Here is a 2,598-nt window from a genome sequence, read left to right on the forward strand (position 1 = left end):
CCGATGGTAGTTGGGACCTTGTCCCTGTGAGAGTAGGACGTCGCCAAGCAAGCTTAAGACGAGTCAGAATGACTCGTCTTTTTTGTGTTTTGTAAAATAAACTTGTAATTAATGTAAGCTCTATGAGTAAGTTTATCTAGCAAGAAAAAACTTTATTTTATTAGAATTTCACATTTAAGTAGCATACCTTCAGGAAAATATGGTTAAGCTTTAAAGTCTATTTGCTAACAAGAATATATATACGAAGTATTACCCTCTGGAGCCTACTCACACCCTCTTTTATTTCTGCAGTTGTTAAATGTCCATACCCTATAATAATTCGATTGTAATGTTTTCCTTTTTCAATGGCGTGATCTTCCACAGGATATACTTTCACTCCGAGTTGTTGGATTTTCTCAAGTAATTCTTTTGTGAATTGAACTTGATTGAATTCAACAATCAGATGTAATACTGTAAAATAACCGAAAATATTGATTGTATTTGAGAATGTTGATTTTAATTGCTGGATAAGGAAGTCTCTTCGATTTTTATAGATTTTTTCATCTTCATAATATGCCGTTCCAAATAACCTTCAGTAATAAATTTAGAAAGGATAAGCTGATTTAAAGAAGGTGTATGTAAAACGGAATGAACATATAAAAGCATATGTACAACAATCCACTGAACTCTATGCGTTATTATTACAAGCTGCGAAACGCTTTGTCACCGGAGAAACGAGACATGAGGGAATTGGGACGGCAAAAGAACTAATTACAAAAGGTTATCATACTTCACTAGAATACATAGGGGAAAATACTCTTGATATAGAGGGATGTTATAAAGCAAAAAATGAGTTTTTGAATCTTATTGGGGACATAGGTACTCTATCTATGAAACAAACAGTATCACTTGATTTATCTCATATTGGATTGTCTATAGATCCAGAAATATCTTATATTCATTTAATGGAGTTGGCAGAGAAGGCGAAAGTACATGGAACTACCCTTATGATAAGTATGGAAGAATCATCTAAAGCAGCGGACATTCTTTCCATTTATAAAAAGGTAACTGAGCAATATCATAATGTAGGGATAACAATACAGGCACATTTATACCGCTCAAACAATGATATTCAAGAACTCCTTCATTATCCAGGAAAAATAAGAGTTGTAAAAGGTGCCTATCAAGAAGTTCCGGATATTGCTATGCCTAGATCAACTGATTTAAATCAACAGTATCTTCAAATTGTAGAAAAACTAGTTGAAAACCATCACCCTGTATCTATAGCTACACATGATGAAATTCTTATTAAAGAGATGGAGCAACGTCAATATTTTAGTCACCCTAATGTAGAAATAGAAATGTTATATGGAATTCGTCCGGATATGTTAAGAGATTTGAAAAACAAAGGACATAACGCTAGAGTGTATTTGACTTATGGGAAAGAGTGGTATTTGTATTTATGTCATCGGATAGCCGAACATCCAGAAAATCTATATTATGCAGTGACAGATACGATACATTCACCTTTACCAGAGCAGAGTAGGGAATATTGAATAGACATTTAATACTGAATGTAAAAATGATTTTGGTTGTTGCCTAAAAATAAGAGCCGGATTTTTCTTAGAATAGAAATTCCGGCCCATTTCATATTGAAATTTTTTTAGTATATAATTGCGTTAAAGGCGGACAGCGCCCCTGTAGGTATTGAGGGGATTATGATTTATAATTGTGCAGCCGTCGTATACCTTGTTGTAGAATTGTTTTTTTGTGTGGTTGTGTATTCTTAGGGGGTTAGATAGAAAAAAAGGAATTTATGATTCTATATGTATTTCAAAAGGTGGATATATACTAGAAATAAAACTAAATGCTTTGTTAGTGAAATGATTCGCTCTTTTAGCGGTAAAACGTAAATATAGGTATAGGATAAAGATCTATTAATGTTATATAAAAAGTGAAATAATGAAAGGAACGGGTGTTCTGTATATGTTTGTTCGGTGCACTTGATCAATTGAGGTACGTATTTTTAATCCAGTATATGTGTTTAAAAAGGAAATGCTATTAATCAATTCAAATCTTGAGCATATCTTAAATGTTTATTAAGAGAATATAGCTGTATGGAAATAGATGATACTAAAGATGAAGGAGATATAAGGCTGATATTTCAGTGAAAAAGGGATAGTTAATAAATATATTAGTGTGCTTCTATATATTTACGAGTAAACAGATAAGCAATCATTACTTCATATAAGGAGAACTTGGGACTCTATAACTAGAGTAGTATATGAGTGTATTATGGATTTTTGTATCGTTGTCTGTTATAAGAATACGTATATCTTCAATCGTTTCTAATAGAGGGTGTGATAAACAAAGAGGTATTAATATTTATTAAAATAAGATTGTTAGTTTCGCTAGGTAAAAACTTCTGTACAAATTAAGTCTAGGGTTTAAATTAACTTGAATATATTTTGGAAGAATAGGTTAAATAGAAGCAGAAGGTAGCTTTTCGGTAATGAATCCTTGGAGAGACGTATCTAGCTAAAAGAGCATAAAAACATTAACTTGAATATATTTATAAAAAGGTGTTGACGATTATACAAATGGAGTGTAATATAGAAC

The 2,598-nt window shown here is 31.9% G+C and carries 1 protein-coding gene and 1 pseudogene; one reads left to right on the forward strand and one right to left on the reverse strand.

Annotation, left to right across the window (positions count from 1 at the left end):
- Positions 1-217: 217 nt before the first annotated feature.
- Positions 218-627: pseudogene (locus tag C4S65_RS33830) on the reverse strand (GntR family transcriptional regulator); the annotation flags it as partial.
- On the opposite strand from C4S65_RS33830, the gene C4S65_RS33835 reads away from it, so the two are divergent.
- Positions 612-1,535 carry a proline dehydrogenase family protein gene (locus tag C4S65_RS33835; RefSeq protein WP_086405911.1) on the forward strand — a complete coding sequence of 308 codons (924 nt, stop codon included), beginning with the start codon at positions 612-614 and terminating at the stop codon, positions 1,533-1,535. The pseudogene C4S65_RS33830 and the gene C4S65_RS33835 sit on opposite strands and share 16 nt — an antisense overlap.
- Positions 1,536-2,598: the final 1,063 nt, after the last annotated feature.

Source organism: Bacillus sp. ok061 (assembly GCF_900108285.1).
Classification (GTDB): Bacteria; Bacillota; Bacilli; order Bacillales; family Bacillaceae_G; genus Bacillus_A; species Bacillus_A thuringiensis_S.